General features: G+C 71.3%; 18 protein-coding genes. 6 read left to right on the top strand and 12 right to left on the bottom strand.

Going from position 1 to position 13142, the window contains the following annotated elements; genetic code table 11:
• Window positions 1-157: 157 nt before the first annotated feature.
• Entirely contained in the window at window positions 158-688 is a 531-nt protein-coding gene (locus tag P8627_RS11255; RefSeq protein ID WP_279964196.1) for an NADPH-dependent FMN reductase, read from the top strand.
• Between the two features lie 6 nt (window positions 689-694).
• Here P8627_RS11255 and P8627_RS11250 read toward each other — a convergent pair whose 3' ends face one another.
• Together P8627_RS11250 and P8627_RS11245 are read right to left on the bottom strand one after the other, a co-directional pair.
• Window positions 695-1429 carry a TSUP family transporter gene (locus tag P8627_RS11250; protein ID WP_279964195.1) on the bottom strand — a complete coding sequence of 245 codons (735 nt, stop codon included), beginning with the start codon at window positions 1427-1429 and terminating at the stop codon, window positions 695-697.
• Window positions 1422-1814, bottom strand: coding sequence for a VOC family protein (locus P8627_RS11245; RefSeq protein WP_279964194.1), 393 nt, complete (start codon window positions 1812-1814; stop codon window positions 1422-1424). Before P8627_RS11245 ends, P8627_RS11250 begins: the two co-directional genes overlap by 8 nt.
• A gap of 30 nt (window positions 1815-1844) precedes the next feature.
• Between P8627_RS11245 and P8627_RS11240 the strand changes: the two genes are divergently transcribed.
• Window positions 1845-2636: an acyl dehydratase gene (locus P8627_RS11240; protein ID WP_279964193.1), complete on the top strand. Its 792-nt coding sequence runs from the start codon at window positions 1845-1847 to the stop codon at window positions 2634-2636.
• A gap of 84 nt (window positions 2637-2720) precedes the next feature.
• On the opposite strand, the gene P8627_RS11235 is transcribed toward P8627_RS11240, so the two are convergent.
• Together P8627_RS11235 and sseA are read right to left on the bottom strand one after the other, a co-directional pair.
• A complete protein-coding gene (locus P8627_RS11235) occupies window positions 2721-3905 on the bottom strand; it encodes an amino acid aminotransferase (RefSeq protein ID WP_279964192.1) in 1185 nt (394 codons plus the stop codon).
• A gap of 1 nt (window position 3906) precedes the next feature.
• Window positions 3907-4758, bottom strand: coding sequence for a 3-mercaptopyruvate sulfurtransferase (gene sseA, locus P8627_RS11230; protein WP_279964191.1), 852 nt, complete (start codon window positions 4756-4758; stop codon window positions 3907-3909).
• 157 nt (window positions 4759-4915) lie between these two features.
• Here sseA and P8627_RS11225 point away from each other — a divergent pair, with 157 nt between their 5' ends.
• Window positions 4916-5584 carry a 50S ribosomal protein L25/general stress protein Ctc gene (locus P8627_RS11225; protein ID WP_279964190.1) on the top strand — a complete coding sequence of 223 codons (669 nt, stop codon included), beginning with the start codon at window positions 4916-4918 and terminating at the stop codon, window positions 5582-5584.
• A gap of 176 nt (window positions 5585-5760) precedes the next feature.
• Here P8627_RS11225 and P8627_RS11220 read toward each other — a convergent pair whose 3' ends face one another.
• Window positions 5761-5958, bottom strand: a complete 198-nt coding sequence (locus P8627_RS11220; RefSeq protein ID WP_279964189.1) for a hypothetical protein — start codon at window positions 5956-5958, stop codon at window positions 5761-5763.
• A 125-nt stretch (window positions 5959-6083) separates the two neighbouring features.
• On the opposite strand from P8627_RS11220, the gene P8627_RS11215 reads away from it, so the two are divergent.
• On the top strand, window positions 6084-7010 hold the full coding sequence (locus P8627_RS11215) for a LysR family transcriptional regulator (protein ID WP_279964188.1): 927 nt from the start codon (window positions 6084-6086) through the stop codon (window positions 7008-7010).
• 8 nt (window positions 7011-7018) lie between these two features.
• On the opposite strand, the gene P8627_RS11210 is transcribed toward P8627_RS11215, so the two are convergent.
• The 6 genes from P8627_RS11210 to P8627_RS11185 all read right to left on the bottom strand — a co-directional run bounded on the left by P8627_RS11210 (window position 7019) and on the right by P8627_RS11185 (window position 11701).
• The gene (locus P8627_RS11210; protein ID WP_279964187.1) at window positions 7019-7717 is read right to left on the bottom strand and encodes an NAD(P)-dependent oxidoreductase; all 699 of its coding nucleotides are present in this window, start codon (window positions 7715-7717) and stop codon (window positions 7019-7021) included.
• Between the two features lie 53 nt (window positions 7718-7770).
• Window positions 7771-8757: a Gfo/Idh/MocA family protein gene (locus P8627_RS11205; protein ID WP_279964185.1), complete on the bottom strand. Its 987-nt coding sequence runs from the start codon at window positions 8755-8757 to the stop codon at window positions 7771-7773.
• A gap of 61 nt (window positions 8758-8818) precedes the next feature.
• On the bottom strand, window positions 8819-9088 hold the full coding sequence (locus tag P8627_RS11200; RefSeq protein WP_279964183.1) for a DksA/TraR family C4-type zinc finger protein: 270 nt from the start codon (window positions 9086-9088) through the stop codon (window positions 8819-8821).
• A gap of 13 nt (window positions 9089-9101) precedes the next feature.
• Complete coding sequence (locus tag P8627_RS11195) at window positions 9102-9455, bottom strand: DUF1428 domain-containing protein (RefSeq protein WP_279964182.1); 354 nt, start codon at window positions 9453-9455, stop codon at window positions 9102-9104.
• 100 nt (window positions 9456-9555) lie between these two features.
• A complete protein-coding gene (rpoH, locus tag P8627_RS11190; RefSeq protein WP_279964181.1) occupies window positions 9556-10452 on the bottom strand; it encodes an RNA polymerase sigma factor RpoH in 897 nt (298 codons plus the stop codon).
• 229 nt (window positions 10453-10681) lie between these two features.
• Window positions 10682-11701, bottom strand: a complete 1020-nt coding sequence (locus P8627_RS11185; protein WP_279964180.1) for an RluA family pseudouridine synthase — start codon at window positions 11699-11701, stop codon at window positions 10682-10684.
• Between P8627_RS11185 and P8627_RS11180 the strand changes: the two genes are divergently transcribed.
• Complete coding sequence (locus P8627_RS11180; protein ID WP_279964179.1) at window positions 11691-11981, top strand: DUF6476 family protein; 291 nt, start codon at window positions 11691-11693, stop codon at window positions 11979-11981. The two genes, P8627_RS11185 and P8627_RS11180, sit on opposite strands and share 11 nt — an antisense overlap.
• Here the strand turns inward: P8627_RS11180 and P8627_RS11175 are convergent.
• Window positions 11978-12577, bottom strand: a complete 600-nt coding sequence (locus tag P8627_RS11175; protein WP_279964178.1) for a LysE family translocator — start codon at window positions 12575-12577, stop codon at window positions 11978-11980. The genes P8627_RS11180 and P8627_RS11175 overlap by 4 nt on opposite strands.
• Window positions 12578-12650: 73 nt before the next feature.
• Between P8627_RS11175 and P8627_RS11170 the strand changes: the two genes are divergently transcribed.
• Window positions 12651-13103 (top strand): Lrp/AsnC family transcriptional regulator, encoded by a 453-nt coding sequence (locus P8627_RS11170; protein ID WP_279964177.1) that lies wholly within the window; start codon window positions 12651-12653, stop codon window positions 13101-13103.
• Window positions 13104-13142: the final 39 nt, after the last annotated feature.

Raw genomic sequence — 13142 nt, 5'->3', positions numbered from 1 at the left:
GGATCTGGCCGGGTCGAGAAATCTGCCACACCTCCCCGGTCCGGTAGGGCGCGGCCTCCACCTGCCCGGAGGCCGCGCCCAAATTTTTTGCGGGGCTCGCAAGCCGGGCCGCCGGCACTAGCTCTCGCGGCGATCCCTTCGCGCAGGAGCATCGACGATGTCCAATCTCCTCGGCCTCTGCGGCTCGCTCCGCGCGCCGTCCTTCAACCGCAAGCTGATGATCGAGGCCGGCCGCATCTGGGGCGGACTGGACGAGGCCGATCTGCGGCTGCCGCTCTATGACGGCGATTCCGAGACCGCCGAGGGCATCCCCGAAGCCGTGACCCGGCTCGCCGGACAGATCGCCGCCGCGCCCGCGGTGATCGTGGTGACGCCCGAATACAACAAGGCGCCCTCCGGCGTGCTCAAGAACGCGCTGGACTGGATCAGCCGGACCGACGGCAAGCCCTTGGCGGGCAAGCCGGTCGCGATCATGTCGGCCACCGCCGGCCGCTCGGGCGGCGAGCGGACGCAGGCCGTCCTGCGGCTGATGCTGCAGCCCTTCGGCCCGGACCTGCTGCAGGGCCCCGAGGTCCTGGTTGGACAGGCCCAGGCGCAGTTCGACGCGGGCGGGCGGCTGACGAACGAACGCAACCTCGAGGCCCTGAAGGCGCTGATGGCGGCGCTGAAAGCGCGCGCCGGGGTCTGAGCCCCGTCAGAGAAGGCTGCGCAGCAAAAGCACCGTCGCCGCCGCCGCGGCCAGCCCAAGCGCCCAGGGCCGGATCGCGCCCCGCGCCATGCGGCCCGCCAGCGGCCGGACCCCGAGCAGCGTCACGCCCACCACCGGCAGAAGCGTCGCCGCGAAGACGAGATGACGCGCGCCGATCAGGCCCGAGACCGCCAGCGCCGTGATCGACACCGCCATGCCGAAGGCGAAGAACACGTTCTGCGTCGCCGCCGATCGCCGCGTCTCGACATCGGCATAGACGATCGCCATGGGCGGCGCGCCGATGCCGGTCAGCGTGCCCATCACCCCCGCCACCGTGCCCGCCCCGAAGAGCGTGGGCGCGCGCGGCGCGAGGCGCAGGCCCGCGACCGACAGGATCACGCCCAGCCAGACGAAGCCGCCCACCACCAGCGGCAGCGCGGGCGTGCCCACGACGCGCGCCGCGATCCAGGCGGCGATCCCCGCGCCCAGCGCGCGGCCCGCGAAGCCCGGCGGCAGATCGCGCAAAACGACGGCCCGGCGATCCGCCACGAAGCTGCCCGCGCCCACGGCCAGCCCCGCCAGCAGGATCGCGCCCGGCAGGAAGCCCGGCGCGGCCAGCGCCATGACCGGGGCCGCGACCATGCCGAAGCCCTGCCCCGCCAGCCGCTGCAGCGCGCAGCCGAGGCTCGCCGCCAGCGCACAGGCGAGCCACGGCCCGAGCCCAGGCAGCAGATCAGTCACGCGTGGCGATCTCGATCAGGTTCCCGTCCGGGTCGCGCAGATAGATCGAGGTAATCGGCCCCGTCGCGCCGGTGCGCCCGACCGGGCCCTCCTCGACCGCCACGCCCAGCCCCGCCAGATGCGCCTGCCAATCCGGGATCGGCGTCTCGGTCAGGAAGCACAGATCGGCGCTGCCGGGGACCGGCCGCGCGGCCTTGGGCTCGAACTCGGCCCCGGCGGCGTGGAGATTGATCTTCTGCGACCCGAAGGCCAGCGCCGTGCGGGTCGTGCCGTCGGCGGGTCGGAAGCTCTGCGCCTCCATCCCAAGCACCTCCGCGTACCAGCGGGCCGTCGCAGCGATATCGGCGACGGTCAGGACGAGATGATCCAGCGATGCGACCTTCATTCCGGCATCCTCCTGCGGCATGGTCGCGCCATGTCGCAACCGCCCGTCACCCGCGTCAAAGACGCGCTCGACCCCGCCCGCGCCGCCGCGATGGCCGCCACGCTGGACCGCCCGCGCCCGGGCCCGCACCTGCCGCCCTTCTGGCACCATGCCCATTTCTGGGAGGCCCGCCCCCCGGCGGAGCTGGGCCGCGACGGCCATCCGCGGGTCGGGCTGGGCGCGATCCCCGACATGGGCCTGCCGCGGCGGATGTGGGCCGGCGGACGCCTCGACTGGCACCGGCCCCTGCGACTGGGCGTCCCGGCCGAGCGGGAGACGCGGCGTCTACGCGCCGAGGCCAAGACCGGGCGGACGGGTCCGCTGGCGCTGGTCGTGCTGGAGCACCGGATCACGCAGGAGGGCGGGCTCGCCCTCGTCGAACGCCAGGACCTCGTCTACCGCGAGGACCCGGATCCCGACGCCCCGCGCCCCGTCCCGCCCACGGCCGGCCCGGCGCCCATCGAGGAGGCGCGCAGCTTCGACGCGGTGACGCTCTTCCGCTTCTCGGCGCTGACCTTCAACGGCCACCGCATCCATTACGACGAAGCCTATGCACGCGAGGTGGAGGGCCACGCGGGCGTCATCGTCCACGGGCCGCTTCTGGCCGAGGGGCTGATCGACCTCGCCACCCGGCATCTGGGCACGCTCGCCGCCTTCGAATACCGCGCCACCGCCCCCGCGATCCTGGGCGAGCGGCTCGCCTTCTGCCTCGACGGGACGCGGGCCTTCGTGCGCGGCGCGGATGGGCGGACCTGCCTGGAGGGGATGGCGCACGCCGCCTGAGGCGGCCGCGGCCTATGTCAAAATATGTCGGACAGAGATCACCCGTAGATCACCCGTGGATCACCCACGAAATCCGGGGCCGCTTCAGACCCCCGCCGCGACGATGGCATCGGCCAGGACCGGCACCGTCTCGCGGTTGAGCCCGGCGATGTTCGTCCGCGAATCGCCCACCATGTAGACCCCGTGATCGCGCCGCATCGCCTCGACCTGCGCGGGGCTCGCACCCAGCAGCGAGAACATCCCCCGATGCGCGGCGAGGAAGCCGAACCGGTCCGAACCCGTTCGCTCGCGCAGCGCGAGGGCCAGCTGTTCGCGCAGCTCCCGCATGCCCGTCCGCACCGCCTCCAGCTCGGCCTTCCAATCGGCGCGCAGCGCATCGTCGGTCAGGATCGTCTGCACCACCCGCGCGCCGTGATCGGGCGGGAAGGAGAAGTTGAGCCGGTTCAGCGAGGCCAGCGCGCCCTGCACGATCCCGAGCCGCGCGGGCGAAGGCGCCAGCGCCATCAGGAGCCCCGTCCGTTCGCGATAGATGCCGAAATTCTTCGAGCAGGACGCCCCGATCAGCGCCTCGGGCACGCGCGCGACCAGCTCGCGCAGGCCCGCCGCATCCGCCTCCAGCCCGTCGCCGAAGCCCTGGTAGGCGATGTCGACGAAGGGGATCAGGCCGCGCGCGACGCAGAGCTCGGCCACGTCGCGCCATTGGTCCCGCGTCAGGTCCGCGCCGGTCGGGTTGTGGCAGCAGCCATGCAGCATCACGACGTCGCCCGGCGCCGCCCCGCCGAGATCGGCCATCATGCCGTCCCAGTCGACCGCGCCCGCCTCCGCGTCGAAATAGCGGTAGGTCCGCACCGGGATGCCCAGGTATTTCGCGATCGCCGGGTGGTTGGGCCAGGTCGGGTCCGACAGCCAGAGCGTGGCCTCGGGCGCGGCCATGCGCATCAGCTCCAGCCCCTGCCGGATCGCGCCGGTGCCGCCCGGCGTCGCGGCCATGGCCAGCCGGTCGGCGGGCGTCGCGGGCCCGAGCACCAGCAACGACAGCGCCTCGGCGAAGGCCGGGTCGCCGGCGAGGCCGGTATAGGTCTTGGTCGTCTGGTCCGCGACCAGCCGCCGCTCCGCCGCCTTGACGGCGCGCATCACCGGCGTCTGGCCGGTCGCGTCCTTGTAGACGCCGACGCCGAGGTCGATCTTCGCCGCGCGCGGGTCGGCGGCGAAGGCGGCCATCAGGGCGAGGATCTTGTCGGGGGGCTGTTCGGCCAGGGCGTTCAGCATCTCAGGCGTCTCCGGTGGCGATGGCGAGGTCGGGATACATGCCCCATTCGGCCCAGGACCCGTCATAGAGCGCGTGATCGGCGTGGCCGAGCCGGGCGAGCGCGAGGTTGATGATCGCCGCCGTCACGCCCGACCCGCAGGAGGTGATGACGGGGCGGTCGAGATCGACGCCGGCATCGGCGAAGGCGGCGCGGAGGGCGTCGCCCCGCTTCATCGTGCCGTCGGCGGCGAAGAGCGCCCGGTAATGCAGGTTGCGCGCGCCGGGGATGTGGCCCGCGCGCAGGCCTGGCCGCGGCTCCGCCTCCTCGCCCCGGAAGCGGGCGGGCGAGCGGGCATCGACGATCTGGGCGTGGCCCAGCTTGGCCGATTGCGCCACCTGCGTGACGTCGCGCATCAGCTGCGGCTCGGGGCGGACGGTCATGTGCCGGTCCTTGATCGTGGGCAGCTCCGAGGTCACGGGCCGCCCCTCGGCCAGCCATTTGGGCAGGCCCCCGTCCAGCACCGCCGCGGTCTGGCCGAACAACCGGAACAGCCACCAGACCCGCGCGGCCGAGAAGATACCCGCCCCGTCGTAGATCACCACCGTGTGCCCGTCGCCCACGCCCATCCGGCGCATCCGCGACATGAACTTGGCCGCCGTCGGCGCCATGTGCGGCAGCGCCGAGCGCGCGTCCGACACGTCGTCGAGATCGAGGAACCGCGCGCCGGGGATGTGCCGCTCGCCGTATTCCTCGCGCGGGTCGCGATTCATGTCGGGCAGATACCAGGACGCGTCGATGATCCGCAGATCGGGCGAGGTCAGCCGCGCGGCCAGCCACTCGGTCGATACCAGCGTCGCGGGATCGTCAGTCATCGGGCACCTCCTGTCGGGCCGGGTCGGATTATCGCTCACCGCCCGGTTCCGCAACGCAAACGGGGTTGCATGCCTCGAAGGCCCCGTCTATTCGGCGGCCTTCAAACGCGGGCGGACACCCTTGGAGGCCGCTCCCACAGACAAATTGGAGACACACATGGCTGGTGAGATTCCCGATCTCGTCGCACATGCCCGGACGGGGACAGGCAAGGGGGCCGCTCGTCAATCGCGCCGCAACGGGATGGTCCCAGGCGTCGTCTACGGCGGGGGCGCCGATCCGCTGCCGATCGAGATCCCCTTCAACGACCTGCTGGCGAAGCTGAAGGCCGGCCGCTTCCGCGCCCGGCTCTGGAACCTGAAGGTCGAGGGTCACGACGACGTCCGCGTCATCGCCCGCGACGTCCAGCGCGACGTGGTCAAGGACCTGCCGACGCATCTGGACCTGATGCGCCTGCGCCGGACCTCGAAGGTGAACTTGTTCATCCCGGTCGAGTTCACCGGCTTCGAAGGCTCGCCCGGCGAACGCCAGGGCGGCGTGCTGACCGTGGTCCGCCCCGAGGTGGAGCTGCGCGTGACGGCGGGCGACATCCCCGAGAAAATCACCGTCGACTGCTCGCAGATGAATATCGGCGACACCGTCACGATCTCGGCCGTGAACCTGCCCGCGGGCGCCAAGCCCACGATCGACCGCGACTTCGTCCTGGCCAACATGCAGGCCCCGTCGGGCCTCGCCTCGCAGAAGGATGAGGACGAGGAGGAGGTCATCGAGACCGAGGTCATCAACCAGACCGACGACACCGTCGAGGCGGAGAAGACGGAGGAGTGATCCCTCCCCTTCGCTGACGCGAGATCCCGAACGCCCGCGCGCCCGACCGGCCCGCGGGCGTTTTCGCGTCCGGGTGACGAAAAGAGCGCGCGGAGACGATCCGCGCCCGTTCGAGGGACAGGCCGGCGAGGCGCGGCCGGCAGAGCCTCGGCGGCCTCGGGTCGGACGGTCGCCCGTCAGTTCCCGGAGGCGCGGCGAACGACGGCGCCGCCGCCCTTCACCACCACCTTGCCCGCGCCGACGCCGGTCTTGACCAGCGTGCGGGTGGCGAACAGCCCGGTATCGACGCTGCGATCCACGACCTTCTCGGTCGAGCAGGCGGCGAGGCCGGCGATCAGGGCGAGAGCGGCGGCGGATTTGGCGAAACGGGTCATGGCAGACCTCCTTGATGGCACGATCGGGGCCGTGCGGCCCCTTCGACGACCCGTCTACGCCGCCGCCATGCAAGAGCATAACGAATAGGAATGGTGTTTCAGGCGAGTTCTGCTTATCATTGGCCATGGATCTCGCGCTCATCCGCACCTTCCTCGCCGTGGCCGAGACGGGCAGCTTCGTCGCGGCCTCGGGCCGGCTCTTCGTAACGCAATCGGCGGTCAGCCTGCGGGTGCAGCGGCTGGAGGACAGCCTCGGCCGGACGCTCTTCACCCGCTCGAAGGCCGGCGTGCTCCTGACGCCCGCGGGCACGGCCTTCGAGCGCTACGCGCTCTCGCTCTTGAAGCTCTGGGAGGAGGCGCGCCAGCAGGTCGCCGTGCCCGAGGGGTTCGGCCGCGCGCTGACGATCGGGGCGCAATACTCGCTCTGGCCGCGGCTGGGCTTCCGCTGGATCGACGCGATGCGCGCCGCGGCGCCCGATCTCGCGCTGCGGGCCGAAATCGGGATGCCCGACCGGCTGACGCGGTTCCTGATCGAGGGCGTGGTGCAGGTCGCGCTGACCTATACGCCGCAGGCCCGGCCCGGCCTGACCGTCGCGCCGCTGATCGAGGACGAGCTGCTGCTGGTCGCGTCCTTCCCCGCCGCCGGTCCGGGGGACGTGCGCGACGCCTATGTGTTCATGGATTGGGGGCCGGAATTCACGCAGGCCCATGCGACCGACCTGCCCGATCTGGCCGCCTCGGGCCTGACGCTGTCGCTGGGCGCGCTGGGCGCCGATTTCTTGGTGAACCGCCGCGCCGCCGCCTATCTGCCCGCGCGGGCCGCGCAATCCCATATCGAGGCCGGCCGGCTGCATCTCGTCCCCGACGCGCCGGTCTTCCCCTACCCGGCCTGGGTGGTCTGGCGGGATGATATCGAGCCCGACCTGGCCGAGCTGGCCGCGCGCACCCTGCGCGAGACGGCCGCCCGCGCCGATGCGGCGCAGGACGGCGTGCTGGAGCACCTCGCCCGGCTGAGCGAGGGCGCCGCGGTGACGGTCCTGGGCGAGGGCTGACGCGGGCCTTAGCCCAGCATCTCCTTCAGCACCGCGTCGGGCCCCGACACCGCGTCCGGCTCGGGCCGGGAGATCGCGGGCGTTTCGCGGATATGCAGGTCGTCCTCGGCGCAGCGCAGCATGAAATCGGCCAGATCGCCGGTCCGCGTGCGGATCAGGTCGGGCGGGATCACGTCGGGGAAGACCTGGTAGTCGCCCGACGGCCCCTCATCGAGCAGCCAGCCCGGCCGAACCGCTGTCCAGCGCAGGTCGGGCGCCGCCTGCAGGATGCGCTCCATCTCGGCCATCTGGTCGAAGATCGACTTCAGGCCCAGCTCTGCCGCGACGCGGAACCAGATCGGCCCGCGGGCCATGGTCTCGACGAAACTGGCCGAGATCGTCACCAGCCGGTCCACCCCGGTGGCGCGCATCGCGGCGATCAGGTTCGCCGTCCCCTCGGTGTGCAGCTCGGGCGGGTCGAACACGGTCGAGGGGCCGGCATCGATGCCCACCGCGTTGAGGACGGCATCGATGCCCTGCAGGTCCGCGTCGAGCCCGTCACGGGTCATCAGGTCGCTCTGCACCCATTCGAGCCGTTCGTGCCGGGTGGCCGGCGCCTCGGGGGCGTGGTGGCTGGCGCGGATCCGGTGGCCGCGCTGCAGCCCTTGCGACACCAGCCGCCCGCCCGTCGCCCCGTCGGCGCCGTAGATCAGAAGATGCTTGGTCATGTGCGAGTTTCCTTTGGGGATTTAACGATGCCGCGGCGCGGCGCGTTCCGGCGTCAGGCCGGGGGACGACCGCCTGCCGCGGCATAGGCCATGTCGATCACCGCCTGCGTGCCGCGGGCATCCTCCAGCGTCCAGGGGAAGGCGGCGGCGCCGCGGATCGCGGCCCCGAAGGCCTCGACCTGAAGCCGGTAGTGATCCGCGCCCGGCCAGGTCTCGATCCGGGTGACGCCCGAGCGGTCGCGCAGCTCCAGACGCGCTTCGCCGAAGACGCGCGGATTGAAGGGTGCGGTCAGGCGGATCAGGCCGGCCTCGCCGTGAAACAGCATGAGCTGCTCGGGCAGCAGGCGCATCGAATTGACCCAATGCGCCGTGAACCCGGGAAACCGGGCCGCCACGCGCGCCAGCACGTCGCAGCCGTCTTCCCAGTCGATATCGGCATGGGTGACGGCCTCGGGCTCGGCACCCGTGGCCCAGCGCGTGGCGCCGTAGGTATAGACGCCGATATCGGGCAGCGCGCCGCCGCCCATCTCCGCCTGGTTGCGGATGTTCCCCGGATCGGCCGAATTGTCGTAGGTGAAGACCCCCTCGACATGCCGCAGCCGCCCGATCGCGCCCTCGGCCAGCAGCGCGCGCAGCCGCTGCCACTGCGGATGGTGGACCATCATGTAGGCCTCGGCGCATTGCAGACCGGTCCGGTCGCGCGCCGCGATCAGCGGGGCGATCTGGTCGGCCCGGAGCGCGACCGGCTTCTCGACCAGCACGTGCTTGCCGGCCTCCAGCGCCTTCAGCGCCCATTCGATATGCAGGTGATGCGGCAGGGGGATGTAGACCGCGTCGATCGCCGCATCCTCGAGCAGCGCCGCGTAGCCGTCATAAACCTGCAGCCCGGGGGCCATCGCGGCGAAGGGCGCGGCCTTCTGCGGGCTGCGCGTGGCCAGCGCGGCGAGCGCGTGGCCGGGGGCGGTGTGGATCGCGGGGCCCATCAGCTCGCGGGCGAATTTCGACGCCCCCAGCACGCCCCAGCGGATCGTCTCGCCCATCATCCCCTCCCCCGTCATCCGGGCCGGAGTGGGCCACGGATCGCCGCGGCCCGCAAGCGGGTCACCTGAGCTGGCTGTCCTTCGAGCCGCGCCGGTTGATCCCGCCGCGCGGCGTGGCGCGGGTGTCGCGCTCGGCCGCGCAGTCGACGCAGAGCTTCACGCCCGGCAAGGCCGTGCGCCGCTTCTCGGGGATCGGCTCCTCGCATTCGGCGCAATGGGTCAGGCTTTCGCCCGCCGGCCGCCGCCGCGCGCCCATCCGCGCCAGCTCGTCCTGGATCGAGGCCTCGATCTGCTCGCTCACCGCGCCGTCACGCGTCCATCCACCGGCCATGCCACGCCCTTTCTCAAATCCGTTCGGAGACCAACGTCTCGAAGCCGCCGAAGATCATCCGCTTCCCGTCGAAGGGCATCGCGCCCATGTCGAAATCATCCTCCGACAGCTTGGCCCAGGCCGCGTCGCGTGTCGCCTTGTCGGGCCATTCGACCCAGGAGAGGACGACCGCCTCGTCCGGGCCCGCCTTCACCGCCATCGGGAAGGAGGTGAGCTCGCCATCCGGCACGTCATCGCCCCAAGTTTCCGTCATGGCGCGCGCGCCCAGCGGGCGCATCATCGTCTCCCAGCTCCGGCGCGCGAAAGCCGTGTAATCGGCGCGCGATGCGATCGGCACCGCCGCGACGAACCCGTCGAAATAGGCCATTATCCCGCTCCCATATCGATTGCGGGAGCAGGATAGCACGAAACCGGGCGATTTTCGCGGGAGGCGCGGGACCCATGGGCCCCGCGCGGGAAAGCCCCCGTCAGGCAGTGACGAGGCCCTTTTCTCGGGCCAGTTCGCGGACGCGCTTCGACAGTTTCTCAAAGGCGCGCACCTCGATCTGGCGGATGCGCTCGCGCGAGACCTTGTACTTGGCCGACAGGTCTTCGAGCGTCACCGTCTCCTCGTTCAGGCGGCGCTGGGTCAGGATGTCCTTCTCGCGATCGTTGAGCACATCCATCGCCTCGGCCATCATGCCGATCCGGGTCTGGTACTCGTCGCGCTCGGCGTAATCCTCGGCCTGGTCGGCATCGTCATCGGCCAGCCAGTCCTGCCATTGCGTGCTCGAGTCGCCGTCCGAGCCGACCATGACGTTGAGCGACGCATCGCCGCCCGACATCCGCCGGTTCATCGAGGTGACCTCCGCCTCGGTCACGCCCAGATCGTGGGCGATGCGCTGGACGTTCTCGGGACGCAGATCGCCTTCCTCCAGCGCGCCGATGCGGTTCTTCGCCTTGCGGAGGTTGAAGAACAGCTTCTTCTGCGCGCTCGTCGTGCCCAGCTTCACCATCGACCAGGATCGCAGGACATATTCCTGGATCGCGGCGCGGATCCACCACATCGCATAGGTCGCGAGGCGGAAGCCCTTCTCGGGGTCGAATTTCTTGACCGCCTGCATCAGCCCGACATTGGCCTCCGAGATCACCTCGGCCTGCGGCAGGCCGTAGCCGCGATAGCCCATCGCGATCTTGGCGGCGAGGCGCAGATGCGAGGTCACCATCTTGTGCGCGGCCTCGGTATCGCCCTCCTCGACCCAGCGCTTCGCCAGCATGTATTCTTCCTCCGGCTCCAGCATCGGAAACTTGCGGATTTCCTGCAGGTAGCGGTTCAGACCCTGTTCGGGCGAGGGCGCCGGAAGGTTGGCATAGGTCGCTGCCATGATCTGTGTCTCCCTCATGTTAATGGGCTTAACACCCTTACCGCGACGATATGGGTGACGCCCGCGTCAGCTTCAAGATGCGGGGGCGGCGGTTCTGCCGGACCCCAGCGGTTGCGGTCGTTCTACCGGATTCGCGTCCGGCGGCACAGGGCCCGAACGGCGGGTTGCCTGTGCCCTCTTGCACGGAAAACCGGGGGCGCGGCTGCGGGGTTCCGTCGCCGCCTGCGGCTCAGCCGCGCAGGGTGGCCAGGAGATCGGCCATGTCGTCCGGCAGCGGCGCCTCGAAACGCATCTGCGCGCCCGTCACGGGGTGTTGAAATCCCAGCGTCTGGGCGTGCAGCGCCTGGCGCGGGAAGGCGGCGACCCCGGCGGCGGCCGGGTGGTCGCGGGGCAGCCGCCGCTTGCCGCCATAGACCGGGTCGCCCACAAGCGCGTGGCCGGCATGGGCCATGTGCACCCGGATCTGATGCGTCCGCCCGGTCTCGAGCCGGCATTCCACCAGCGCGGCGGCGCCGAAATCCTCCAGGAGCCGGGCACGGGTGACGGCGTGGCGGCCGCCCTCCCAGCAGACCGCCTGCCGCTGCCGGTCGGTGCGGTGCCGCGCCAGCCGGGTCTCGATCTTCATTGTGTCGCCCGCCTCCCAGCTGATGCCGCGCGTGCCCCGCAGCCGCGGATCGCCCGCCGAGGGGACGCCGTGGCAGACCGCCATGTAGCGGCGGTCGACGTCATGGGCCTCGAACTGCGCGGCCAGCCCGTGATGGGCGGCGTCGGACTTGGCCACGACCAGCAGGCCGCTCGTGTCCTTGTCGATCCGGTGCACGATGCCGGGCCGCCGTTCGCCGCCGACGCCCGACAAAGCGCCGTCGAAATGGTGCAGCAGGGCGTTGACCAGCGTCCCCCCGGGCGAGCCGGGGGCGGGATGCACCACCATGCCCGCCGGCTTCATCACCACGATCAGGTCGGCATCCTCGTGCAGGATCTCCAGCGGGATGGCCTCCGCCCGGGTCTCGGGATCGGCGGCCACCGGCACCGCGACCTCGATCGCGTCGCCTTCGGCCACGCGGTCCTTCGCGCCGGCCACCGCGCCGTTGCGGGTGACCCGGCCCTCGGCGATCAGCCGCGCGAGGCGCGAGCGGCTGAGATGCGCATCGTCTGGAACGTCGCGGGCGATTGCCTTATCGAGACGCGGCGGCGGGTCGGCCGCGACGCGGAAGGCAACGACGGAAATGGAGTCTGGCGTGTCGGACATCGAGCCCCCCGAGCCCCCGAACCTGAGATTCCTGCGGATCCTCGTCACGGTCCTGACGGCGGTGATGATCGCGGGGCTGATAGCGGTCGTCGCCACCTTTGTCATCCGGCTTCCCGGCGCGATGATCCGCGCGCCTGAGGCGCTGGAGCTGCCGCCCGGCACCGAGATCCTCGCCGTCACCCAGACCCCGGCCTACTGGATCGTGACCACCCGGGACGACCGGGTGCTGATCTTCGACACCGATGGCGGCTTCCGCGAGGCGCTGGTGCTGGGCCGCTAGCCCAGAAGCGCGCCGAGCGTCGGCCAGAGCGATGCCACCAGCAGACCGGCCATCGTCCAGTTGAAGCCCCGCAGGCGCGCGGGCGTGGAGAGCCAGCGGCGCATCTGCACGCCCATCAGCATCCAGACCGAGATCGAGGGCAGGTTGATCGCCGTGAAGACCGCCGTCACGGGCAGCACGGCCCAGGGCCCGCCGGCGGTGTAGAGCGTCACGGCCGTCAGTGCCATCGTCCAGGCCTTCGGGTTCACCCATTGGAACGCTGCCGCCTGCAGGAAGCCCAGCGGCCGTCCGCGGCCCGCCGGCCCCTCGGGCGCCGCGGCCCGCGCGATCCGCCAGGCCAGCCAGAGCAGATAGCCCACCGACAGGACCGCCAGCACGAGGCGCAGGGCCGGAACCGCCGCGAAAAGCCGCGCGAGGCCCAGCCCCACCAGCAGGATCATCACCCCGAAGCCGAGCGAGATGCCCAGCGCGTGCGGCAGGCTGCGGCGTACGCCGAAATTGGCGCCCGAGGCCATGATCATCAGGTTGTTCGGCCCCGGCGTGATCGAGGAGACGAAGGCGAAGCCCGCGAGGGCGAGGAGGAGGTCGGCGCTCATGCGTGGCAGAATGCGCCGATTGGGTCCGCATTTGCTTGCGTTTCGCCGCGCCGGCGCCGGATAATCGAAATCAATGACCGCAATCGACGCATATGACGACCGAATCCTGCGCGAGCTATCGCGGGACGGCCGAATGACCAACCAGCGGCTGGCCGAGCGGATCGGCCTGTCGCCCTCGGCGACGCTGCGCCGGGTGCAGGCGCTCGAAGCGTCGGGCGCGATCCGCGGCTACCGCGCGATCCTGGGGCCGGAGGCGACGGGCATCGGCTTCGTCGCCTATGTCGCGGTCGGGCTCAACGACCACACCAAGGCCGGGCAGGAGGCGTTTGAACGCGCCGTCGCGCGCGCGCCGGAAGTCCGCGAGTGCCATAACGTGACCGGCACGGTGGAATACCTGCTGCGGGTCGAGGTGCGCGATCTGGCGGCCTACAAGCACCTGCATACCGAGGTGTTGGGCGTCCTGCCGCAGGTGGCGGCACTGACCTCCTACGTCGTGATGGGCAGCCCGAAGGACGATCGCGCCTGACCCCGCCCGGCCCCCGCGTCACGCTTGACGTCGCGGTGG

Origin of the sequence: Jannaschia sp. GRR-S6-38 (assembly GCF_029853695.1) — a bacterium.
Classification (GTDB): domain Bacteria; phylum Pseudomonadota; class Alphaproteobacteria; order Rhodobacterales; family Rhodobacteraceae; genus Jannaschia; species Jannaschia ovalis.
This window is presented reverse-complemented; position numbering and strand designations above follow the sequence as displayed.